Here is a 22,675-nt window from a genome sequence, read left to right as displayed (position 1 = left end):
CTCAGCCCTGTGCCTGGAACAGCACGTCGACCCAGTAGTTGTGGGAGGAGGTTGCCTCCGGGTATTCGATCCCGTAGCGGTATGTGGATCCCTGTGCGGGCGTGCTGAGTGGCCCAGAGCTTGTCGGCTGCGCCAGGCCGTTCAGGTCGACGGCGTAGCGACCGGTGGTGCTGTGCACCGTGGCCCGGTATTCGAGTCCTGCCTGCAGGAGAACAGGCTCGCTCAGCGTAGCCAGCTGCCAGCCGACGCCTGTCTCGTTCTCCAGCGCGATGGAGGCCAGGAGCACGCCGTCCGGAGACCAGAGGTAACAGGTGTGAGCGCCCGTGTTCGCCGCGCCCTTGTAGAACCGGATGGCAGTCACGGTACCGGGGGTGCTCGCGCTGAACCGCACTCCAACCTGCACGGCCGCAGTATCGTCCCACGCTTCGTTCAGCGGAACGGCATCGGGCGGCAGTATCGACGATGCGACGACGACAATCGGCTCCTGGGCGGTTGTGAAGGTCCAACTCAGCAGCGCAACAAGCGGATCACCCGCCACAACCGCCGCTCGATACTCGGTCGCCCAGCCCAGCGGGGCTGTGGGCTCGAACGACAAGCTTCCGGTTGCGGAGTCGTATGCCGACGTCCCTGCGATCAGGCCGTTCGGTCCTTCGAGCGTGATCGCCGTGAATTCCGCACCTGCTCCCGCGACCTTCGCCACCACCAGGGCGGTCGGTGCGACATCCCGAGCTCCTGACACAGCGCCTTCCGGAAGCGTTGCGCTGGGCGTCGGAGACGGAGACGGAGACGGTGTCGGTGTCGGCGACGGCGACGGAGACGGAGTCGGCGACGGTGTCGGCGACGGAGTCGGGGTCGGCGACGGAGTCGGGGTCGGCGACGGGGTCGGCGACGGGGTCGGTGTCGGAGACGGGGTCGGAGACGGAGACGGGGTCGGAGACGGCGACGGTGTCGGAGACGGCGTCGGTGTCGGAGACGGGGTCGGAGACGGCGTCGGTGTCGGTGTCGGTGTCGGGGCGGTGAGCGGGGCCGCGTCGCTCGTGACGAAGGTGACGTCCACGCTGTAGCTGCTCGCGTTCCAGCTCGAAGTCGGCATCACCCCGCCCGAGCCGTAGCGATACCGCCCGTTGCCGACGAGATCTGCGCTGATCGGACCGTTCGAGCGCTGCGACTGGAAGTACCCCGCCGTACTCGAGTAGCGGCCGTTGGGGGCGTGGTAGGACACGACGTAGCGCTCGCCGGGCGTCAGCGGATACGGAGTGTCCAACGTCGCGCTTTGCCACCCGTCCGCCGTCTCACCGGAGAACGTGACCTGGGCCAGCCGAACCCCGGCGTCCGTCCAGAGCGATCCGACATGTGTTCCTGTGTTGCCGCTCCCCTTGTAGAAACGGATGGCCGTGACCGAACCTGGCTGTGCCACGGAGAATGCCATGCCCACTTCGACCGCAGAGTCGTCATCCGCTGCCGTGACGGCGGGCATGGAGTCTCCGAGCAGGTTGAAGGATCCGCTGGGTGCGGGCGCTGCTGCCGTGCCGAACGTCCAGGACCCTGCGGCGAGCGCGGCACCCTGCAGCGACACTGTGGCGGTGTATTGCGTCGCCCAGTCCAGGAGCGCGTCGGGGGTGAAGGAAACCGTCCGGCTTGCGGAGTCGTAGGCCGTCACTCCGGCAACGTCGCCGTTCGGACCGCTGAGCGTGATGAGCGGCTGCGTGGCGATGGCTCCGCTCGAGAGCACCGCCGTCAGAGCCGCAGACGGGAGTACTGCCGAAGCGCCATTCGCCGGCACGGTCGAGGCCACGCTCACGGGCGCCGCCGGACCGACCGCGCCGGCCTGGAAGACCACATCAACGAGGTAGTTGCTGGCGTTCCAGCTTCCGGTCGGGAACCCGCCTTCGGCCCCGTAGACGAAGCGACCGTTCACTGCGGTGTCGGCAACGAGAGGGCCGTTCGTGCGCAGCAGGGAGAAGTAGTCGGGAGTGAACGAGTATCGGCCCCTGGGCGCGAAATACGACACGACGTATCGTTGGCCCGGCACGAGTTCATACGGAGTCGCCAGGGACGCCGTCTGCCATCCACTGGCCGACTCCCCCGCAAATGTGACGGTAGCGAGGCGCTGGCCCGTGGACGACCAGAGCGACCCGCTGTGCGTGCCCGTGTTGCCTGCCTCCTTGTAGAACCGGATGCCGGTCACTGATCCGCTCTGGGACGCCGCAAACGACATCCCCAGCTCCACGGCGGCGGTCTCGCTCGTTGCCGACGCCGCCTCTGGGGTTCCACCACCCAGCAGGGTGAACTCGCCCGAGTACGGGGCCGCGGCCTCGGTGGTGAACGACCACACCCCGCCGGCGGGAACCGCTCCCTCGACCACCACCGTTGCGGTGTAGGCCGTCGAGCGGGCAAGCGCCGCGGCCGGCGTGAAGGTAACGGTTCGGGACGACGGGTCATAGCTGGAGGCCCCGGGGACCGGTGCTCCGGCCGCGGTCAGGCCTATCGATGGGACGACGCCCTGCGGCGGCGCAGCAGAGAGCACGGCCGTGACGAGCGATGCTGTGGGCACGTTCACCTGATCGTGCGCCGGGCTCGGAATGCTCACCGAGAGCGGCGCAGCGGGGATCTGGCCATCAGTCACGAACACCACGTCGACGAAGTAGTTGGCTGAGGATGTTGAGCTCGGGAATCCCTGCGCGTAGCCGAACCGACCGGCGCCCGGGTTGACGCCCAACGGGCCGTTCTCTACTCCGCTGCTGCTGAAGGCCCCGGCCGTCGCGGAGTAGATCCCGCTGTTCGCGCGGTACGAGGCCACATACTGGGATCCCGCCTGCACGGGGATCGGCTCTGCGAAATAGACCGTTTGCCATCCCGTCGCCGACTCGGCCACAAACGTCGCGGAGGCGAGGGATTCGCCCGAGGCACTCCACAACGTCCCGACATGCGCTCCGACGTTGTTCACGCCTTTGTAGAACTTGATTCCCGCGATGGCGCCGGTGGCTCGCGCGGTGAACTTCACCCCCAGCGTGACCGGACCGCTGTCGATCGCCTCGAGCGTGGTCGGAGTGAGTGTCGGGGCGAATATCGAGCAGGGGCACGTGACTTCTTGGGCCGCCGCGACTGTGCCGAAGGCCCAGCTCCGCCCCGCACTCACGACGCCGCCCGCTATCGCGGTCGCGTCGAGCGTGGCGATGAAGGACGTCTCGGGCGGCAGGAGCGTGGCCGGTGTGAAGCGGGCGACCCTGCTCTCCGTGTCGTAGCTCACCGTCCCGTCGACGGCCTGCCCCCCGGCAGTTCGAACGGACAGTGTGACAGAGCCCGGCACAACCGGTGAGGACAGCCGTGCACTCACGGTGGTGCTTCGCGGGACGTCGGTCGCGTCAACCGAGGGCCAGTGCTCGGCGGCCGTGAGCGGTGTCGTGTCGACGATGTCGAAGACGACGTCGACGAAGTAGTTGGTTCCGTTGAACGTGCTTGTCGGGAATGTGCCCGGCTCCCCGTAGACTCCGGGATCCGGGTTGCCGAACCCGCTGGGGACGGCGATCGGCGTGCTCTTTCTCGCCGAGTAGGGCCAATAGTACGGTGCCGCGGAGTAGTGGCCTGCGGGCGCGGTGTACGAGACGAGGTACCCCTGCCCCGCGACCACCGGCACCGCGGAGGAGAAGCTCGCGCTCTGCCAGCCGCTCGCGGTCTCGGCGCTGAATGCCACGGTCGCGAGCCGGGTTCCCGCGGCGTCCCACAGGGTCCCCGTGTGGGCGCCGATGTTACCCAGGCTCTTGAAGAATCTCACGCCGGAGACGAAGCCGTTCACCTCGGGGGTGAAGCGCATGCCCAATTCGACCGCGGAGGTGTCGCCGGCATCCTGGACAGCCGGCACCTGCTGGCCGAACACGCTGTGGGCGCCGGTGACGACGATCTGCACGGCCTGTGGATTCGCGGGATAGTTTGCGCTGTCGTCGATGGCGCGCACCAGGATCTTCGAGGCCGCGATGCCACTCTGGATGTAGTCGAAGGACCAGGCCGTCGTTCCGGTCGCGAGCCGCCAGGAAGCTCCATCGTCGACGGAGTATTCCACCCCAGCCACGACGCCGCCCACATCGCTTGCCGTACCGGTCACGGTGACCAGCGTGCCGTTGGCAATCGTCGAGTTATTTGCCGGCGACGTGACGCTGACGGCCGGCGGCGTCGCGTCCGTGCTCTTCTGGGGGCTCGACATGCCGCTCATCAGGGTGCTCGGCAGTGCGCCCATATCGGCGAGGAGGTTCAGTTGAGCCTGCTGCATCCGCGGATCTGCGGGCGCCCCATCGCCGTCGTGCTGCTGGTCGAGGCCCCACGCCCATTGGACGCTTCCCGCCGAGAAGACCAGCGCTCCGCTCGGAGCGCGGTAGAGAGTCAGGTTGTGGGTCGTCATGCCAGGGCTCACGGTGTTTCCGTAGTCGCGCAGGTACTCCGGGGTGGGGCCGAGAGTGGTCGAGAGCCGGACGAGCCCGGCCGGGCGGTACCCGTTGTCGACGTCCTCGTCCGATTCGTACCCGACAGTGTGCGGCGCCAGCGCCGCCGTCGTTCCCGGTGCCAGGGAGGTGAGAGCGGTGTTGCGCCACAGTCTGAGCTTGCCCTCCTGAGCCGACACCGTAACCGGGAGATCGTCGTGATTGGCCTGGTAGAGCGTCCCGGTCAATGCGTTCTCCGGCAACCCGCCCCCGGCCTGTTGCGACGTGAAGCGAGGGTCGCGCCACGTGCCCGTCCATTCGGCGGACGGGTCGATCTTCGCGTTGTTCCACGTCTCCTTGTAGGAGACGAGCGTGCGGTAGGCCGTCGACGTGCCGCTCGCGAGCGACGGCTCGTATCGGGTGCGCCAGTAGCCGGTGTTACCCGTGAGGAACTGGATATTGACGCCAGCGTCTCTGGCCGCAAAGAGGTTGGCCCGTTGGGCGCCCGACCAGTATTCGTCATGCCCGACAGAGAGGAGGACCTTGTGGTTGCGCAGCAGCGAACCGAAGCGATCGCTGTCTATCCCGCTCAGGTAGCTGACGTTGTAGCCGTTGCGCTCCATGAAGCGCACCTGGGCGTACTCGCTGCTGAAGTAGAAGTCTCGCTGGGTGGTTCCCTCTCGCGTTGCGAAGGGTCGGTTGTAGCTGACCTTGTACGCGCGCCCGTTGGCTGCACCTTGGTAGAAGTCGGACCCGCCGTAGCTGTTGTACGCCTGCCAGGTGGGATCGGACGTCTGGAAGACGACGTCGGAGGTCGACGCCTGGTCGCGCACGATGAAGATGATGTGGCTTTCGCCGCCCGTGTCGTTGCGGTGCAGCAGCGCTACGTACACACCGGAGACGGCGTCATCCGGCACCGCCCAGCTCGCTGAGAGACTCCAGTTGCCGCAGTCATAAAGCTCCGTGCTCAGCTCCGAGATGCACTGCGGTTGTGTCTGCGGGAGAGTCGCCGACGGCGTGACGGACGCCACCTTGCGGGCGCCCAGCCCTTGGTACCAGCCGGTGCGATAGATGTCGATCGAGTAGCTCGCGGCGTCCGTGTCGATCTTGAATCCGATCGTGGCGCCATTCTGAACCGAGATGTCGGTTCCGAAGCCCTGAATGCTCGGGTCGCCGGCCCCATCGATGTTCCAGACGGCCGGGTCCGCCCCCGTCTTCGCGTTCTCGCAGGCGACGGGGTTGGCTGCGGCCCTGCAACCGGTTGCGGCGTTCGCCGGCGGTGGCGCCGCGCTGAGCGCCGTGACGATGAGAGCCGCACTGGCGATCACCGCGGCGGCAAGATTGACGCGCCGCCGGAGGCTGGTCCAGCGCTTGTTGACGGTCGTTGAAGATGTCATCTGTTCCTGCTGCTCATGTCGGGTCATGGCGTAAGGCACAGCGCGTCATGTGGCGCAACGCGCGTTCTGCTCGCAATTCAAGCCGTGCAGACTGTGAGATTTTCTCACAGATGCAACTGTCCCATAGTCGCACAGTGCCTGCACTCCCCCGAATGGGGGCGGCTCTCGCCGTCACGAGGGCACCACCTCTGCCATGATCAACCGGGCGATCTCCAAGGCGCTCGTCGCCGCCGGCGACGGCGCGTTGAGCACGTGCAACTGCCGGGGGGCCCGGTGCAGCACGAAGTCGTCGACCATGGAGCCGTCGCGGCGCACCGCCTGGGCGCGGACGCCGGAGCCGGCCCGCACGATGTCGGACGGACCGATCTCGGGAACCAGCCGGGCGAGGCTGCGGGCGAAGCGGCGCACGGACAGCGAGCGGGCGATCTCTCCCGCACCGGTGCCGAGGTTGCGGCCAGCCATCCGCAGGAAGCCCGGATACCCGAGAGTCTCGACGACGTCCCGCGGATTGACGCGCGCCCACGAGTAGCCCTCGCGGGCGAGGGCCAGCACCGCGTTCGGCCCGGCGTGCACCGTTCCGTCGATCATGCGGGTGAGGTGCACGCCGAGGAACGGCAGCTCCGGGGCGGGCACGGGGTAGATGAGGCCGTTGACGAGGGATCGCCGCTCGGGGGCGAGCTCGTAGTACTCGCCCCGGAAAGGCACGATGCGCACCGGCGGGTTGATGCCGGCCAGGCGCGCCACCCGGTCGGCATGCAGGCCGGCGCAGTTGATCAGTAGCTCCGACACCGCCTCGCCCTTGCTGTGCTCCACCACGGCGCCCGTCGCCGAGGTGCGGATCGCCACGGCCCGCGCCGAGCGGATCAACTGGGCGCCCGCCGCCTCCGCCCGCCGGGCGAGGGCGCGACTGACGGCCGCATAGTCGATGATCCCGGTGCTCAGCACGTGCAGCGCGCCGACGGCGTTCACGTGCGGCTCGCGCTCGAGCGCCTCGGCGGCACTGATCATGCGTGCGGGCACGCCGTTGGCGTGCGCTCGTTCGGCGAGCGACCGCAGTCGAGGCAGCTCCGCGGCATCCGTTGCCACGATCAGCTTGCCTGTGACCGCGTGGGCGATGTCATTCTCGGCGGCGAACGCCACCATCGAGCGGTTGCCCGCGACGCACAGCCGGGCTTTGAGACTGCCCGGCGCATAGTAGGGGCCGCCGTGGATCACCCCGGAGTTGTGGCCGGTCTGGTGGGCGGCCCACTCGGGCTCCTTCTCCAGCAGCGTCACCGCCATCGTGCGCGACATCCGCTCGGCGAGCGCAAGCCCGACGATCCCGCCCCCGATGATTGTGACCGACGCAGCCATCGTGCGCGCCTTGCTAGTGCCGGAGCACAGACAGGAGGCCGTCGACGACGGCGTCCTGTTGCTGCTCGCTGAGGCCGGGGTAGATCGGAAGCGACATGAGCTCAGGCGCGCCCGCCTCGGCGGAGGGAACTGCTCCGGGGCGCGGGGCGAAGGCGCTGAATGCCGGCAGCTGGTGGATGGGCAGGGGGTAGTGCACCCCGACGCCGATGCCGAGGGCGTTGAGCTCGGCCACGACGCGATCGCGCTCGGGCACACGCACCACGTACTGGTGGAACACGTGCACATTGCCCTCCGCGGTGCCGGGCGTGCGCACCCGCTCCGCCGCGGCGAGCAGCTCGTCGTAGCGCGCGGCCAGCCTGCGCCGGTCGGCGTTCCAGCCGTCGAGGAGGGCGAGCTTGGCCCGGAGCACGACGGCCTGCAGGGTGTCGAGCCGCGAGTTGGTGCCGGGGAGGGTGTGCTCGTACTTGCGCAGCCCGCCGTGGTTGGCGAGGGCCCGCACCCGGCCGGCCACTTCGTCGGATGCCGTCATGACCGCCCCCGCGTCGCCGTAGGCGCCGAGGTTCTTGCCTGGGTAGAAACTCGTGCCGGCCACGTCGCCGAGCGCGCCGGCCCGACGCCCCAGGCGTGTCGCGCCCTGCGCCTGCGCGGCGTCTTCGAGGAGGACAACGTCATCGCCGACGAGGGCGCGCAGCTGCTCGACGGGGGCGGCCTGGCCGTACAGGTGCACGGCGGCGATGGCACGGGTGCGCGGGTTGAGTGCCCCGGCCACGCTGGCCGGGTCGAGCAGGTAGTTGTCGTCGCAGTCGGCGAACACGGGACGCGCCCCGGCGCGCAGCACGGCCTCCGCGGTGGCGACGAAGCTGTTGGCTGGCACGATCACCTCGTCGCCGCCTCCCACTCCCGCCGCGCGCAGTGCCAGTTCGAGGGCATCGGTGCCGTTGGCGACGCCGATGACGTGCCCGGTGCCGCAGTACTCGGCGAACTCGCGCTCGAACTCTGCGACATCCGGGCCCTGGATGAACGCGGATGCAGCGATCACCCGCTCGAATCCGGTCTGCACGGCCTGCGCGATCTGTGCGCTCTGCCACGCCAGGTCCAACATCGGGACCCTCGTCAGTTCACCGTTCATGACTCTCCCCCCTTGTGTCCAATGGGCCGCGCGGGCACACCGGCCCACACCTGACCGGCCGGAACGGACTGCAGCACCGCGGCGCCCATCCCGACGACGGCGTCGCGGCCGATGCTCACGCCCTGCCGCACCGACGCGTTCATGCCGAGGTAGGCCGCCTCGCCCACGCGCACGGCGCCGCCGAGTGTCACCCCGGCGGCGAGCGTGGCGAAGTCCTCCACGATGGTGTCGTGGGTGAGGGTGACGTTGGGCATGATCACGACGTGGCTGCCCACTGCGGCATCCGTGGTGAGCACGGTGCCGGCGAGCACGATGCTTCCTGCCCCGATCCGGCAGCTCGGCGGCACACGCACGGAGCCGTCAACGGCGCGCGCGAAGCGCTCCTCGCCAATGCCGAGCCGCCCGAGCCGGGACAGCACCTCCCGGCGGGCCCGACCCGAGCCGATGCACAGCACGAACTGCGCGTCCAGCTCCTGGGCGCGGTCGAGGCCCCCGAGGATGGGCAGGCCGGCGCATTCTGTTCCGTGCAGGTCGGCGTCGTCGTCGAGCACGCCGATGATGCGCGCCTCGCCCAGATCGGCCGCCGCGAGCTCCCTGGCGAGGCCGCTCGCCGCCAACAACACGAGGTCGATCACGAGAACTCCCCGCGCGCGGAATCGCTCAGCACCGCGAGCACCCGGCTCTGCTCCTCGTCTTCGAGCTGGTGGAAGAGCGGCAGGATGAGCGTGTTGTCGGTCAGGCGTTCGGTCACCCGCAGCGATTCCGCGCCCACCTCGACCCCCTGGTATGCGGGCTGGCGGTGTGCGGCCATGATGCCGCGCCTGGCCGATATCCCGGCAGAGGCCAGCGCCTCGAGCAGCTCCTCGCGGCCGAGCGGGAAGCCCTCCTCGACCTCGACCCAATAGGACTGGAAGTTCGATGTTCCCCACTCGGGGTCGGCGACGGGGCGGAGCCCGTCGATGTCGGCCAGCGCCTCCGTGTAGGCGCGCGCGAGTTCCCTCCGCCGCCGCACGATCTCGGGCAGCCGCCCCAGCTGGACGATGCCGACGGCGGCCTGGAGGTCCGTCATCCGATAGTTGAAGCCGATCTCGACGTACTCCTCCGCCGGCGCCAGCAGGCTGGCCTGCCGGTCGGCGGCCGAGACGCTCATCGCGTGCTCGCGCAGCCGCCTGGCCCGCGCGGCCCACTCCGGGTTCGAGGTCGTGAGCATGCCGCCCTCGCCGGTCGTCAGCAGCTTGCGGGGGTGGAACGACCATGTCGTGAGCACGGCGCCCGCTCCGACGGGACGCCCCTTGTAATTCGAGCCGGCCCCGCAGGCGGCATCCTCGATCACGACGATGCCGAGCGGGTCGCACAGCGCGCGAATCGGGTCGATGTCCACCGGAACGCCGCCCTGGTCGACAACGATGACCGCGCGGGTGCGCGGGGTGATCGCGGCCGCGACGCCCTCCGCGGTGACACAGCCCGTGAGCGGGTCGACATCGATGAAGACCGGCCGGGCGCCCACATAGCTGGGGGCGTTTGCCGTGGCGATGAAGGAGAAGGAGGGCACGACCACCTCGTCGCCCTGCCCGACGCCGGCAACGAGCAGTGCCAGGTGGAGCGCCGTGGTGCAGTTCGAGGTCGCGACGGCATGCGCGGCATCCATGGCCTCGGCGAACTGCGCCTCGAACTCGGCCACCCGGGGACCCTGGGCGACCCAGCCCGATGCGATGACCTCGGCGAGCGCGAGCACCTCCTCGCTGCCCATCCACGGCTTCATCACGTTGATGCGGCTCATGGTGCACCTACCCGCCCCGCGGCGATCTCCTCGCGCTGCGGCTCCCACCACTCCACCAGTTGCCGCAGCCCATCGTGCAGGTCGACGCGCGCCTCGAAGCCGAGCTGATCGCGCGCGGAGCTGGTGTCGGCGAGGCGGCGCGAGACGCCGTTGACGGCCCGCTCCGGCCCGTGCTCAACCGACAGCTCCGACCCCATGACGTCCAGCAGCGCCTCGGCCAGGCCGAGCAGGGTGGTCTCGGTCCCGCTCGCCACGTTGAACACACCCTCCACGCTGGGGCTCGCGGCAGCGGCGAGGTTCGCCCTGGCGATGTCCGTGGTGAAGACGAAGTCCATCGTTTGCAGGCCGTCGCCGAAGATCAGCGGCGGTTTGCCGTCGGCGATGCGCTCCATCCACCGCACCAGCACCTCGGTGTACAGGCCGTGCACATCCATCCGCGGCCCGTACACGTTGAAGTAGCGCAGGGCAACGTAGTTCAGCCCGGACATCGCCCGGAAGCTGCGCAGCAGCCCCTCGCCGTAGGACTTGGCCGCGCCGTAGATGGTGTCGTTGTTGTGGTGGTGGTGGCGCTCTGTGGTGGGGAACTCCTCGGCCAGGCCGTACACCGAGGCGCTCGACGCCGACACCACCTTCTCGACCCCGGCTGCCACGGCGGCCTCGAGCACGTTGAAGGTGCCGGTCGAGAGCACATCATGGGCGAGGCGGGGCTCCTCCGCACACTGCGTGATGCGGATCGCTGCCTGGTGGAACACCAGCTGCTTGCCGGCGGTCGCCTTGTGCAGCAGCTCGGCGTCGCGGATGTCGCCGTCGATCACCGAGACGCGGCCGCTCTGCAGCGCGGGCTCCAGGTTCGCCAGACGCCCGCGCACAAAATTGTCGAGCACGTCGACATGGGCGGCGCCTGCCTCGATCAGCTGGTCGACGATCGTCGAGCCGATGGTGCCGGCCCCGCCCGTGACCAAGACACGGGCGCCCTCGAGCCTGGTCATGCCAGCTCGCCGACCAGTGCCCGCGCCGCGGGGTCCTCGGGGCCCCGGGGTGGCGCTGCCGCCTCCGCCAGGCTGCGGCTGGCGGCCTCCAGCACCTCGAGCACGCGCAGCCCTGACCCCGCATCAGTGCGCGGGGCGCGCCCCTCGCGGATGCTCGCCGCGAACTCCGCGGCCATTGCGTCGAGCGGTTCCCGCTCGACGAGGGCGGGCGACCAGGTGTCGCCCAGACGGTAGGAGACCATCGCCGCCCTGCGGTCGACCCCGCCGACGCGCTGCGTCTGCAGGTCGACGCCGCGGTCGTACACGCTGACCCGCTGCTGCGGGTTCAGGTCGTCCCAGACGAGGGTCCTCTTGGAACCGCCGATGATCATCGTGCGGATCTTCGTCGGGCTGAGCCAGTTGACGTGCACGTGGGCGACGGCGCCGTTCGCCAACGGCAGGGTGAGATAGCCGATGCACGCCTTTCCGGCGCCCAAGGGGTCGGCGCCCTGCGCCGAGACGCTGAGCGGGCGGAGCCCGCCCGGCAGGATGAAGTCGATGATCGACAGGTCGTGCGGGGCCAGATCCCACAACACGTCGACGTCCGGCTGGATCAGGCCCAGGTTGATGCGCACCGAGTCGATGAACAGGATGTCGCCGAGCTCGCCCGCCTCGATCAGCTCGCGGATCTTCATCACAGCCGGCGTGTAGCAGTAGGTGTGGTCGGCCATCAGAACGAGGCCGCAGCGCTCCGCCATCTCGGCCATGCTGCGTCCGTGGAGGCCGCTGTCCGCGAGTGGCTTCTCGACCAGCACGTGCTTGCCGGCGGTCAGCGCCGCCGTCGCAATGGCGTGGTGCGTGCGCGCCGGGGTGGCAATCGCCACCGCGTCGATGTCCGGGTCCTCGAGCACGGCGCTCAACTCGCTGACCGCTGCCGTGCCGGTGAAACGCCTGGCCAGGGCCTCGGCGCGGCCGGCATCCAGATCGCAGATGGCCGCAAGCTCCCAATCCGCGCTGTTATGGAAGTTGCGCGCCAGGTTGGGGCCCCAGTATCCGGCGCCGATCACCGCTACTCGCAATGCAGAACTCACTGTTCTCCCCCTGTCTGTTCGTCGACGATGTTGCCGTTCGGGTAACGGTCACATCCCTCAAGAGGTCGCAAAGGAGCCGGGGTGGTTGTCGTAGGGAACGCCACACAGAGGAGTGAGTTCGCCGGCGAAGACCGAACGGTTGTGTCCGGTCGGCGCGACAGGTCGCCGCTCTCTGCTGTGTGCGGGAGAACGGCTCGCATTCGGGAACTGCGAAGCCTTGAGCTTTGCTCACGATGGCGACACTTCCACCACGCAGGAGGACTGTCCACCCCCCGAACGGGGCGCACATGCGCCGGCTGCGTGGAAACGCCGGGCGCCGGCGCACCCGCGCCGAGCCCGGAGTTGGCTCGGCTCTGCCCTCCCGGGTCCGCGAACTGCGCATCCCTGATGCGTGGTGTCCGGCAGATCTTTCTCGGCTTGCGCCGGCGTGGTTAGTGTGGACTATGGCGAACTCACAGACTCCCGTTACCGTCACACTCACCGGGGCCGGCGGCCAGATCGGCTACGCGCTGCTGTTCCGCATCGCGTCCGGGCAGATGCTCGGCGCCGATGTGCCGGTGCGGCTCAGGCTGCTCGAGATCCCGCAGGGTCTGAAGGCGGCGGAGGGCGCGGCGCTCGAACTGCAGGACGCCGCCTTCCCGCTGCTGGCCGGCGTCGACGTGACGGATGACGCCACGGCCGCCTTCGACGGGGTGAACGTCGCTCTGCTCGTCGGCGCGCGCCCGCGCGGCCCCGGGATGGAGCGGGCAGACCTGCTGGCGGCCAACGGCGGCATCTTCGGGCCACAGGGCGCCGCGATCAACGCCGGCGCCGCCGACGACGTCCGGGTCGTCGTGGTCGGCAACCCGGCGAACACGAACGCGCTCATCGCGAGCGCGCACGCGCCGGACGTGCCGGCCGAGCGCTTCACGGCGCTCACCCGACTGGACCACAACCGGGCGCTCGGGCAGCTCGCCGCCGCACTGGACGCGCCGGTCGGCGGCCTCCGCGATGTCACCATCTGGGGCAACCACTCGGCGTCGCAGTACCCCGACGTCTCGCATGCGACGCTCGACGGGGCGCCCGTGCTCCCCCTGCTCGCGGAGCGCCTCGGCGGGGCGGATGCCGCAGAGCGCTGGCTGGCCGAGGAGTTCATCCCGCGGGTGGCGAAGCGCGGCGCGGAGATCATCGAGGTGCGCGGCTCCTCGTCTGTGGGCTCGGCCGCCTCGGCCACGATCGACCATGTCCGCGACTGGGTGGGCGGCACCTCCCCCGGCGCCGGCTGGACCTCGGTCGCGCTGCCCTCCGACGGCTCCTACGGCGTACCGGAGGGGCTGATCAGCTCGTTCCCCGTCGAGTCGGTCGACGGGCAGCTGCGCATCGTGCAGGGCCTGGCGGTCTCGAAGTTCTCCCGCGCGCGCATCGACGCCTCGGTCGCCGAGCTCGCCGGCGAGCGTGACGCCGTCCGCGCCCTCGGCCTGCTCTGACCGCCCTCCCTCGCCCTCTCCCCTCCCCGCCCCTCGCTCCCTCGCCCCCTCGCCCCCTCGTCGAGACTGCTCGACTTGTAGTTGGGAGGCGTCCGAACTACAAGTCGAGCAGTCTCGACGACAATGACCGAAGTGGAATGAGATGAACATGTACTTGACCGGGGATGCGGCCAGCGACGCACTGCTGGACTCCAGCCCGTTGGCACTGCTGCTCGGCATGCAGCTCGACCAGCAGGTGACCATGGAGACGGCGTTCGCCGGGCCGGAGAAGCTGCGGCAGCGACTCGGCACGCTGGACGCCGCGACGATCGCCCACTACGACCCGGAGGCGTTCGTCGAGATCTGTCGGCAGACCCCGGCCGTGCACCGCTTCCCCGGTTCGATGGCGGCCAGGATGCAGGAGCTGTGCGGCATCATCGAGCGAGACTGGGGCGGCGACGCCGAGGCGATCTGGACGGCCCCGACCGCCGACGGCAGCGCCCCGAGCGGGGCCGAGGTGCTCAAGCGGCTGAAGCAGCTGCCCGGCTTCGGCGACCAGAAGGCCCGCATCTTCCTGGCGCTGCTCGGCAAGCAGCGCGGGCTGCAGGCCGCCGGTTGGCGGGAGGCGGCCGGGCCGTACGGCGAGGAGGGCTCCTGCCACTCGGTCGCCGACATCACGGATGCCGAGACGCTCGCCCGGGTGCGCGAGGCGAAGAAGGCGGCCAAGGCGGCGGCGAAGAAGGCGTAGCGTCGCGAAAGGCGGCAGCCCAGCCCACGGAAACCCGCGAAACCGCCACCGATGGTTACCGGGTTTCGGGGTCGGCTTCGGTCGCACGCTCCCTCGAGCCAACGTGAGAGCGATGTCGGCTTCGGTCGCACGCTCCCTCGAGCCAACGGGGAACTGGCGCCCCCACGAGCCAGCGGACAATGCGAGCCCCCGCGGGCGTGGAGCGCGGCGGCATCCGAGTTCTAGACTCCACTCATGGGAGGCGACGGACGCCGGAACAGGCTCGGCCAGGCGGCCGCCGCCTTCACCAGCAACGTGCGCAACCCCGACCTGCGCCGAGCCCAGCTGAGCTTCCTCGGGGCGTGGACCGCCGAGTGGGCCTTCACCGTCGCGCTCGGCATCGTCGCCTACCGTGACGGCGGCGCGGCCGCCCTCGGCCTGGTCGGGCTGCTCCGCATGGTGCCGTCGGCGATCCTCGCCCCGCTGCTCTCGCCGCTCGCCGACCGCGGGCGCCGCGAGCGGGTGCTGATCCTGGTCTCCACGGTGCGCGGCGTCGCGACGGCCGGAGCCGCGCTCGTCGCCGCCCTGGCCGGCCCGCCGCTGGTCATCTACGTGCTCGCCGTGCTCTCGACCATCGCCGCCACCCTCTACCGGCCCGCGCACTCTGCACTGCTGCCATCACTCTGCCGCACCGGCTACGAACTCGCCAGCGCCAACATGGTGCGCGGGCTGCTCGACTCCGCGGCGACGCTCGTCGGCCCCCTGCTGGCTGCGCTGCTGCTGCAGTTCACCGGGGTGTCCGTCGTGTTCGCGGTCGCCGCCGCCTCCTCGTTCTGGGCGGCCGCGCTGCTCGTGCGGCTCCGCTACGAGGCCCCGCCCCGTCCGCCCGCCGTGCGGCGCCCGAACCTGCTCGGGGAGGCAGCCGAGGGCATCCGTGTGGTGGCCCACGACCGCGACCTCACGCTGATCCTCGGACTCGCCGCCGCACAGGCCCTCACCCGAGGTGCGCTCACCGTGCTCTCGGTCGTCGTGGCGATCGAGTTGCTGGGCACCGGCGAGCCCGGCGTCGGCGCCCTGATGGCCGCCGTCGGAGTCGGCGCGGTGCTCGGCTCGCTCGCGGCCTCCCTGCTGGTCGGCACCGGGCGCCTCGGCGCCTGGTTCGCCGTCGGGGTCGCGCTCTGGGGGCTCCCGCTCACCCTCGTGGGGCTCGTGCCGCAGCAGTCCGCGGCGCTGGGGCTGCTGGCCTTCGTCGGCGTGGGCAACGCCCTGATCGACGTCGCCGGCTTCACCCTGATCGCCCGGCGGGCCCCCGACGAGGTGCTGGCCCGCGTCTTCGGCGTGCTGGAGGCCCTCGTCACCGTGTTCATCGGGATCGGGGCCATCGCCGCCTCCCTGCTCGTGGAGTGGGCGGGCGTGCAGACCACGCTCATCGCGATCGGGCTGCTCTGCCCGCTGCTCGCCACGGCCGCCTGGCGCCGACTGCGGGGCCTGGACCGGTCCGTCGACATGCTCGACGCGGATGCCGCACTGCTCCGGCGCGTGCCCATGTTCGCCGCCCTGCCCCTGCCCGCCGTCGAACGGCTCGCCCGCGGCCTGGAGCCCGTCGTCGTGCCCCCTGGCCAGTGGGTGTTCCAGCAGGGCGACGTCGGGGACAGGTACTACCTGATCCAAGCGGGACAGGCCGAGGTGGTGGGCGACGGCCGGCTCATCGCGACGCTCGGCCCCGGGGAGGGCTTCGGCGAGATCGCACTGCTCCGCAGCACGCGCCGCACGGCGTCCGTGCTGGCCAGGGGCGAGCTGCGCCTGCGTGCGCTCGACTCCGGCCGATTCCTCTCCGTCGTGCTCGGCTACACGCCGAGCGCACGGCAGGCGACGAGCAACGTCGACGACATGCTGCAGCGCTATGAGCCGAGGGAACCGCACGAGGAACCGCCGGCCAGCCCGTGACCGCAGGAATTGGTGCGGATTGCCGATTGAGGATCGCGGGTGCTGGTGGCATCCTTGGCCCATGGAATCTGGGCGTGCGGTCCTGCTGATTGCCGACATCGGCGGGTACACCGACTACATGAGCACCCATCGGATGAGTCTCGCGCACGCCGAGGTGAACACCGCGCGCATGCTCGACAAGATGATCGACGCCGCCCCGGGCTACGAGCTCATCGAGATCGAGGGGGACGCCGCCTTCCTCTCGCGGCCGGCCGTCGCACCCGAGACGGACGGCACCGTCCTGGCGCTCCTCCAGGTCGCCCTCGCCATGCACCGCGCCTTCCACCTGGAACGCCAGAATGTCGCGGCGAACCTCTGCCCGTGCACCGGCTGCAAGGGCGCCGCCAACCTCAAGCTCAAGTTCGTCGCCCACATCGGCGATGTGGCGACCCAGACGATCCGGCAGCGGCAGAAGCTCGTCGGGATCGACGTCATCCTCGCCCACCGCTGGTTGAAGAACCCGGTCACGATCCCCGAGTACGTGCTCCTCTCCGAGGAGCTCTACGGCGCGGGCGACCACCTGCCCTCCGCCCCTGTGCAGGAGATCTCCGACGAGCTCGAGGGGATCGGCACCGCACGCGCCTTCGTGCTGGACATCGGGGATCTCGGCGGCGGGGAGCTCGCCGCGGCCGCCCCGCTGCCGGCACCGCGCTGGTCCAACCGGCTCGGGCGGACGTTCGCGGCGGCCGGGCTCGGCCTGCCCTACATGCTCGGCCTGCGCCGCCCCCGCGCGGAGGGCACGCGCTAGCCGAGTAGCTCGGCCACGCCGCGCACCGTGCGGATGTCTCCCTGCACGAGGATCGTCGTGACGACCGACTCCTCCCAGCGGGCCAGCTCGTCGCGGATCTTCGCGGCCGGCCCGATCAGGGCGATCTCCTCGACCAGGCGGGTCGGGACGGCCGCGACGGCCTCGGCCTTGCGCCCGGCGAGGAACAGCTCCTGGATGGTGTCGCACTCGGCCTCGTAGCCCATGCGGGCCACCACGTCGCGGTGGAAGTTGGCCCCCTTGGCGCCCATGCCGCCGACATAGAGCGCGATCGTCGGGCGCACCGCATCCGCCGCCTTCTCGACGTCGTCGTTCAGCTCGACCGGCACCGTGACGGCCACCTCGAAGGCGGATGCCGGCGAGCGCTCGCCGGAGCGGAGCGCGAAGCCGGCGGCCAGCTGCGCCTCGGCCTCCGCGCTCTGCTGCGGCGAGAACAGGAACGGCAGCCAGCCGTCGGCGATCTCTGCGGAGAGCGCCACATTCTTCGGCCCCTCTGCCGCCAGATAGATCGGCAGGTCACGGCGCAGTGGGTGCACGGTGGAGACGAGCGGCTTACCGAGCCCGGAGCCGTCCGCGCCGCTGTACGGCAGCGGGTAGAACGGGCCCTCGCTCGTGACCGGCGCCTCGCGGGCCAGCACCTGACGCACGATGTCGACGTACTCGCGGGTGCGCGCCAGCGGCTTCGGGTACGGCTGGCCGTACCAGCCCTCGACCACCTGCGGCCCGGAGGCGCCGAGGCCGAGGATGAATCGGCCGCCGCTCAGGTGGTCCATGGTGATGGCGGCCATCGCCGTGGCCGTGGCCGCGCGCGCCGACATCTGCATGATCGCGGTGCCGAGCTTCAGCCGCTCCGTCTGTGCGCCCCACCAGGCCAGGGGGGTCAGCGCGTCGGAGCCGTACGCCTCACTGGTCCAGACGGAGTCGAAGCCGAGCCGTTCGGCCTCCCGCACCGCCTCGAGCGCGCCGGCCGGCGGGCCCTGCCGCCAATAGCCGAGGCTGTAGCCGAACCGCACGGCCGGCTACTTCTCAACCCGGGCAGTGGGCTTCGGCGCGGCCTTGGCCGCCTCCTTCTGCGCGACCTTGGCCGCGTCCTTGGCCGCCTTCGCCGCCGCCTTGGCGAGCACCTTCTCGTCCAGCGGCGCCGTTCCGGACGCCCGCTGCTGGGCGTAGTACTCGCGCGCCTCGTCCTGGCGCTCCTTCTCGATGCCCGTGGCGATGGTGGCCCGCAGGTGCTCAGGGCCGTAGCCGAAGGCGTCGACAAGGTCGACGGCGTGCGGGCGCAGGCGCCCGAGCAGGCGATCGATGTAGGCACTGACCGACTGGGCGCGCTGCGGAGAGAGGCGCCCGTTGATCAGGTACCAGGCGGCGTGCTTCTCGATCAGGCCGAGGCCGAACAGGTCGCGCAGCCAGGTGAGCACCTGGGTGGTGCCCGGGTCGGTGGAGGCGTTCCAGGTGTCGAGGGCGCGGGTGAACGCCTCCCACTGCAGCAGCTCGCCGTGGGCGCGGGCGGCCTCGATGAGCTCGTTCTGCTGGGAGTTGAACAGCGCGGCGGCATCCGCCTTGCTCATGCCCTTGGCCTCGCGCAGCACGCCGGCCACGCCGGCGATCATCGTCTCGACCCGGTCGGTGAGCAGCTCCCGCTGGGAGCCCGCGTCGCGCAGGTGGTCGACGGAGCGGGCCGTCGAGCCGAAGTCGGCGACGGTCTGGGCCAGGCTCCGCAGCCCGCTGCCGTGGTAGGCGCGGTCGGCGGCCTGGCTGGCGACCAGCCGGGCGACGGTCGCGGCATCCGCCTTGGCGAACTTCTTGGCGTAGTCGGTGAGCAGGCGCTTGGCCACCAGCTGCAGCAGCACATTGTTGTCGCCCTCGAAGGTGACGTAGACGTCGAGGTCCTGGCGCAGGCCGACGAGGCGGTTGCTGGCCATGAAGCCTGCCCCGCCGCAGGCCTCACGGGACTCCTGCAGGGCCTCCAGCGCGTGCCAGGTGCTGAGCGGCTTGAGCGCGGCGGCCAGGGTCTCCAGGTCTTCGCGGTCGGCGTCGCTGTCTGCCCTGCCGCTGAAGACGGCGTCGAACTTCACCAGGAACTCGTCGTGCGCGAAGAACGCGGCATAGGTGGTGGCCAGGAGCGGCAGCAGGCGGCGCTGGTGCCGCTGGTAGTCGAGGATCACCTCTTCGTCGGTGTCGCTGCCCGCCGTGAACTGGCGGCGCTCCGCACCGTACTTGATGGCGATGGCCAGGCCCATGGCGGATGCCGCGGCGGCGGCCCCGTCGAGCGAGACGCGGCCCTGCACGAGGGTGCCGAGCATCGTGAAGAAGCGGCGGCCGGGGCTTGCGATCGGGCTCGTGTAGGTGCCGTCCTCTGCGACGTCGCCGTAGCGGTTGAGCAGGTTGACGCGCGGCACGCGCACGTTCGTGAAGTGCAGCCGGCCGTTGTCGATGCCGTTCAGGCCGCCCTTGAGGCCGTCATCCTCGCCGCCGATGCCGGGCAGGAACTCGCCGTTGTCGTCGCGGATGGGCACGTAGAGCGCGTGCACGCCGTGGTTGACGCCCTTCGTGATGAGCTGGGCGAACACCGTCGCGGCCTTGCCGTGCACGGCCGCGTTGCCGAGGTATTCCTTCCACGCCGCGCGGAACGGGGTGTGGATGACGAACTCCTGCGTGGCCTCGTCGTAGGTGGCCGTGGTGGCGACGCTGGCGACGTCGGAGCCGTGGCCGATCTCGGTCATGGCGAACGCGCCGGGCACCTCGAGGTTCATGGCGCCGGGGAGGAAGGTCTCGTGGTGGTAGGTGGTGCCGAGGTGCAGGATCGCCGCGGCGAAGAGGCCCCACTGCACGCCGGACTTGATCTGCAGGCTCGGGTCGGCCAGCACGAGCTCCTCGAAGCCGGCGATGTTGCCGCCGTGGTCGTCGTGGCCGCCCTGGGCCTCCGGGAACGCCCGGAGCACCTGCCCGTTCTCCACCAGCAGCTTGAGCTGGCCGAGCACGCGCTCGCGGTGCTCCTCCTTGCTCTGCCCCTCGATGCGCTGCATCTCGGGGCGGCCGGCCAGCTCGCGGGAGGCGAGGCGCTGCTCCGGCCAGCTGCCGAGCAGCTGCCGGCCGAGCTTGGCGGTGTCGACCCGCGGGGCGCCGGGGGCGCCGGCGATCTGGATCGGGCCGGTGTCCGTCGCGGCCGCGGGGGCCGGGGCGGTCTGCGCCACGACGTCGTCTGCTGGGGCGGTGCTGCGGGCGGTGTCAACCATCGTTGGTCCTCATTCTTCGCGTGGAAACGAATCTGCCCCCACGCTATGAGGTACAGCCGGCGGGGGCCAATGATGCGTCAGCGGGCTACAAAGAACCCGAAGAGCGGATGCAGAGGCGCTGTGTTAATCCCACAAGAACTGCGCGCGGCATCCGGAGGTCTTCGACAAGAGACTCGGGGCAGGCCCGGGCACAATTATCGGAGCGACCCCTTCTCTTTGGGATACGCATCGGCTGCTCCACGTCCCCGACACACGTATGATCAGTCAAATGCGCCTACCCGTGATCGCGACCATCGCCCTAGCGGCAATTCTCAGCATCGGAATCGCGGCGCCCGCCCACGCGGACCCAGCGCTTGCGCCAACCACCACCACGCTGACCGTCACCCCGGCCTCAGCGCGCCCCGGGGCGGTCATCACTGTCGCCGCAACCGTGAGTGGCGACGACCCCACTGGCTACGTGCAGATCTACCAAAATGGTGCCGAATTAGTTAGAGCGCTCCTCGCCAACGGCGCAACGTCCATGACCATAAGCGGCCTTCAGGAAGGCAGCGTCACGTTCACCGCCAAATACCTCGGTGATGGGAACAACGCACCCTCACCACTTTCGAACGCCGCAACCGCCACCTTGAGCACGAAGGCGAACACAACCACGCTCTTCGGCGAACCGCGCCCAGCGGTCGCAGGAATTCCCAGCCAGATTATCGTGGTCGTCAACGGGAATGGTCCAACGGGCACTGTCGAGGTGCGCAGTGGCAGCACCGTCATCGGCAGTCTCGCATTCACGAGCACGCCGGACGCTCAGGCCAGTATTCTCGGGGTCGGCATCTCGTTCCCCACCGCCGGCACACACACCATCACCGCTCACTACAGCGGCGACGACAACAACAAGGCTTCGGACTCGGACCCCATCGCCGTCGCAGTCGGAAAGGCCACCAGCAACACCACGCTCACCGCCTCCCCGAGCACCCCCAGCGCCGGTTCGGCCATGACATTCATCGCAACCGTCACCGGCCACAATGTCGGCGGCAACGTCGAAATCCTCGCCAGCGACACCTCCCTCGGCACCGCACCGCTCAACAGCTCGGGCGTTGCCACCCTCACCACCTCGGCGCTCCCGGCTGGGGACTACTCGGTTACCGCCGTCTACGCAGGCGACGCCAACAACTCCAGCTCACCCTCAGCAGCCAGCACCGTCACCGTTACCGAAGGCGCCAGCAGCACAACTCTCGCCGCCAGCCATGCATCGACCACAGTTGGATCGGATGTCACGCTCACCGCAACTGTTGCCGGATTCACCCCTGGTGGCAACGTGGAGTTCTTCGACAACGGCGTCTTGCTCGGTGCCGTGGCGCTCGACAGCTCCGCTCTCGCACAACTCACGACGTCGAGCATCGACGTTGGTTCGCGGTCGATCACAGCCGTGTATGTGGGCGACGCGAGCAATAACACCTCAACGTCCGTGGCCACCATCATCACGGTCGCCAAAGCCGCCAGCGGCACAACTCTCACCGCCGCGCCGGGCACCCACACTGTCGGTTCGGCCGTGACATTCACCGCAACCGTCACCGGTCACGACGTCGGCGGCAACGTCGAAATTTTCGCCAGCGGAACGTCCATCGGCACCGCACTTCTCAACAGCTCGGGCGTCGCCACACTCACCACCTCGGCACTCCCGGCTGGGGACTACTCGGTCACCGCCGTGTACGCAGATGACGCCAACAACACCGGTTCAACCTCAGCAGCCAGCACCGTCACGATCACCAAAGCCGCCAGCAGCACAGCACTCACCGCCGCGCCGGCTTCGGTAGCCGTCGGCACCGCCGTCGAGCTCACCGCGACCGTCACCGGCGCTGCCATCGCCCCTTCCAGGACCATCGCCCCCAGCGGAACCGTCGAATTCTTCAACGGCAGCACCTCGCTCGGCACCTCCGCCGTCAGCTCCGGCGTCGCCACCCTGGCCCTCTCGGCCCTGGAGGTCGGCAGCCACTCGATCACGGCCCGTTACAGCGGTGACGCGAGGAACACGCCCTCGGAGTCGGCCATGCTCACGGTCACGGTCGCGGCTTCCGCGACACCCACACCGACTCCAACGCCGACGCCAACTCCCACGCCAACGCCGACGCCGACTCCAACGCCAACGCCGAGTCCGGCTCCGGCTCCGGCTCCGGCTCCGGCTGTTCCAACCACGACGACGCCAACGATGCCCCTGGCGAGCACGGGAAGTGACGTGCTCCCGGTCGGCATCGCAGCGTTCCTGCTGCTCGCCCTCGGCGGTGCAGCTCTGCTCCTGCGCAGGCGCAAGGCCGACGCCGCACGCTAGCGGGCGTGCCTGCGCTGAAGGGCGTGTCTCGACGAGACACGCCCTTCACCACTTCAGGCGTC

Annotated in this window: 14 protein-coding genes; 5 read left to right on the top strand and 9 right to left on the bottom strand. The window is 70.0% G+C overall.

From position 1 onward, the window contains the following. Position 1: 1 nt before the first annotated feature. From BLT62_RS04010 to BLT62_RS03980, 7 genes are all read right to left on the bottom strand, one after another. Positions 2-5,812, bottom strand: a complete 5,811-nt coding sequence (locus BLT62_RS04010; RefSeq protein WP_083362910.1) for a DUF4082 domain-containing protein — start codon at positions 5,810-5,812, stop codon at positions 2-4. 171 nt (positions 5,813-5,983) lie between these two features. After that, the gene (gene lhgO, locus BLT62_RS04005; protein WP_083362909.1) at positions 5,984-7,165 is read right to left on the bottom strand and encodes an L-2-hydroxyglutarate oxidase; all 1,182 of its coding nucleotides are present in this window, start codon (positions 7,163-7,165) and stop codon (positions 5,984-5,986) included. A gap of 13 nt (positions 7,166-7,178) precedes the next feature. Next, complete coding sequence (locus BLT62_RS04000; RefSeq protein ID WP_197675164.1) at positions 7,179-8,294, bottom strand: DegT/DnrJ/EryC1/StrS family aminotransferase; 1,116 nt, start codon at positions 8,292-8,294, stop codon at positions 7,179-7,181. Continuing rightward, positions 8,291-8,929 (bottom strand): acetyltransferase, encoded by a 639-nt coding sequence (locus BLT62_RS03995; protein ID WP_083362907.1) that lies wholly within the window; start codon positions 8,927-8,929, stop codon positions 8,291-8,293. Before BLT62_RS03995 ends, BLT62_RS04000 begins: the two co-directional genes overlap by 4 nt. Then, positions 8,926-10,074: a DegT/DnrJ/EryC1/StrS family aminotransferase gene (locus BLT62_RS03990; RefSeq protein WP_083362906.1), complete on the bottom strand. Its 1,149-nt coding sequence runs from the start codon at positions 10,072-10,074 to the stop codon at positions 8,926-8,928. The genes BLT62_RS03995 and BLT62_RS03990 overlap by 4 nt, the downstream gene beginning before the upstream one ends. Further along, complete coding sequence (locus BLT62_RS03985) at positions 10,071-11,063, bottom strand: NAD-dependent epimerase/dehydratase family protein (RefSeq protein ID WP_083362905.1); 993 nt, start codon at positions 11,061-11,063, stop codon at positions 10,071-10,073. The genes BLT62_RS03990 and BLT62_RS03985 overlap by 4 nt, the downstream gene beginning before the upstream one ends. Continuing rightward, the gene (locus BLT62_RS03980) at positions 11,060-12,133 is read right to left on the bottom strand and encodes a Gfo/Idh/MocA family protein (protein WP_083362904.1); all 1,074 of its coding nucleotides are present in this window, start codon (positions 12,131-12,133) and stop codon (positions 11,060-11,062) included. The genes BLT62_RS03985 and BLT62_RS03980 overlap by 4 nt, the downstream gene beginning before the upstream one ends. A gap of 443 nt (positions 12,134-12,576) precedes the next feature. On the opposite strand from BLT62_RS03980, the gene BLT62_RS03975 reads away from it, so the two are divergent. The 4 genes from BLT62_RS03975 to BLT62_RS03960 all read left to right on the top strand — a co-directional run bounded on the left by BLT62_RS03975 (position 12,577) and on the right by BLT62_RS03960 (position 17,039). Beyond that, entirely contained in the window at positions 12,577-13,599 is a 1,023-nt protein-coding gene (locus tag BLT62_RS03975) for a malate dehydrogenase (protein ID WP_083362903.1), read from the top strand. Between the two features lie 142 nt (positions 13,600-13,741). After that, positions 13,742-14,326 carry an HhH-GPD-type base excision DNA repair protein gene (locus tag BLT62_RS03970; protein WP_083362902.1) on the top strand — a complete coding sequence of 195 codons (585 nt, stop codon included), beginning with the start codon at positions 13,742-13,744 and terminating at the stop codon, positions 14,324-14,326. A 234-nt stretch (positions 14,327-14,560) separates the two neighbouring features. Then, entirely contained in the window at positions 14,561-16,252 is a 1,692-nt protein-coding gene (locus BLT62_RS03965; protein WP_083362901.1) for an MFS transporter, read from the top strand. A gap of 61 nt (positions 16,253-16,313) precedes the next feature. Then, positions 16,314-17,039 carry a DUF2652 domain-containing protein gene (locus tag BLT62_RS03960; protein WP_083362900.1) on the top strand — a complete coding sequence of 242 codons (726 nt, stop codon included), beginning with the start codon at positions 16,314-16,316 and terminating at the stop codon, positions 17,037-17,039. Here the strand turns inward: BLT62_RS03960 and BLT62_RS03955 are convergent. Together BLT62_RS03955 and BLT62_RS03950 are read right to left on the bottom strand one after the other, a co-directional pair. Then, positions 17,036-18,070, bottom strand: coding sequence for an LLM class F420-dependent oxidoreductase (locus tag BLT62_RS03955; protein ID WP_083362899.1), 1,035 nt, complete (start codon positions 18,068-18,070; stop codon positions 17,036-17,038). The two genes, BLT62_RS03960 and BLT62_RS03955, sit on opposite strands and share 4 nt — an antisense overlap. Positions 18,071-18,076: 6 nt before the next feature. Next, on the bottom strand, positions 18,077-20,293 hold the full coding sequence (locus BLT62_RS03950) for an acyl-CoA dehydrogenase family protein (protein ID WP_083362898.1): 2,217 nt from the start codon (positions 20,291-20,293) through the stop codon (positions 18,077-18,079). A gap of 268 nt (positions 20,294-20,561) precedes the next feature. Between BLT62_RS03950 and BLT62_RS03945 the strand changes: the two genes are divergently transcribed. Then, a complete protein-coding gene (locus BLT62_RS03945) occupies positions 20,562-22,613 on the top strand; it encodes an Ig-like domain-containing protein (protein WP_172829625.1) in 2,052 nt (683 codons plus the stop codon). The last annotated feature ends 62 nt before the right edge of the window (positions 22,614-22,675 follow it).

The organism is Microterricola viridarii, from assembly GCF_900104895.1.
In the GTDB taxonomy this organism is placed as follows: domain Bacteria; phylum Actinomycetota; class Actinomycetes; order Actinomycetales; family Microbacteriaceae; genus Microterricola; species Microterricola viridarii.
This window is presented reverse-complemented; position numbering and strand designations above follow the sequence as displayed.